Origin of the sequence: Mycobacterium sp. 050134 (genome assembly GCF_036409085.1) — a bacterium.
In the GTDB taxonomy this organism is placed as follows: domain Bacteria; phylum Actinomycetota; class Actinomycetes; order Mycobacteriales; family Mycobacteriaceae; genus Mycobacterium.
This window is the reverse complement of record NZ_JAZGLV010000061.1, coordinates 1-1,014: the sequence shown is the minus strand read 5'-3', so window position 1 is coordinate 1,014 and position 1,014 is coordinate 1. Positions and strand designations below refer to the sequence as shown.

Here is a 1,014-nt window from a genome sequence, read left to right as displayed (position 1 = left end):
ACGGCGGCATGAAGGCCAACGACGCCAAACGACTCAAGGACCTCGAAGCCGAGAACGCCCGCCTCAAGAAGCTGGTCGCCAACCAGGCCCTCGACATCGACATGCTCAAGGAAATCCAGGCGGGAAATTTCTGACCCCGAACCGCAAGCGCCGCGCTGCAGCGATGCTGCGCGAGCGGTTCGGGGTATCTGAGCGCCGTGCCTGCGCAGTCGTGGGCATCCACCGTTCCACGATGCGCCTGACACCAGCCCCGCTCAGCACCGAGGAGACCGCGTTGCGGGCCTGGCTGCGCCGATTCTCCACCGACCGGCCGCGCTGGGGGTGGCGGCGAGCAGCGAAAATGGCTCGCCGCGCGGGCTGGCAAGTCAACGACAAGCGCGTCCGCCGACTGTGGCGCGACGAGGGGTTGAGAGTCCCTCAGCGCCGCCGCAAAAAGCGGTTGACCGGTATCGGTGTCGCCGTGGGCGCAATGTCGCCGATCCGGCCGAACGTCATCTGGGCGATGGACTTCCAATTCGACTCCACCGCCGACGGTCGCAGCATCAAGCTGCTGAACGTGATCGACGAGTTCACCCGCGAAGCATTGGCCATCGAGGTGGATCGCAGCATCAATGCCGACGGTGTCGTCGCGGTGCTTGATCAGCTCGCCGCCGCACGCGGTGCGCCAGCCTACGTTCGTTTCGACAACGGCCCCGAGTTTGTCGCTCATGCCGTGAGCGATTGGTGCCGATTCAACAGTGCTGGTTCACTTTTCATCGATCCGGGCTCGCCATGGCAGAACGCTTGGATCGAGTCATTCAACGGCCGCCTGCGCGACGAACTGCTCAACCTGTGGCGCTTCGAATCGCTATTGGAAGCCCGCGTGATCATCGAAGACTGGAGGACCGACTACAACGCCAACCGGCCGCACTCCGCCCACGGTGAACTCACCCCAGCCGAGTTCGCCCTACAGTGGACCACGACCCATCAACCCCAAGCCGCATAGCGACTGGACCACCAACCGGGTCCCTCTCA

1 pseudogene is annotated in these 1,014 nt (G+C 64.3%); it reads left to right on the top strand.

The features are described 5' to 3' along the window. A pseudogene (locus SKC42_RS27385) lies at nt 1-985 on the top strand (IS3 family transposase); the annotation flags it as partial. Nucleotides 986-1,014 lie beyond the last annotated feature (29 nt).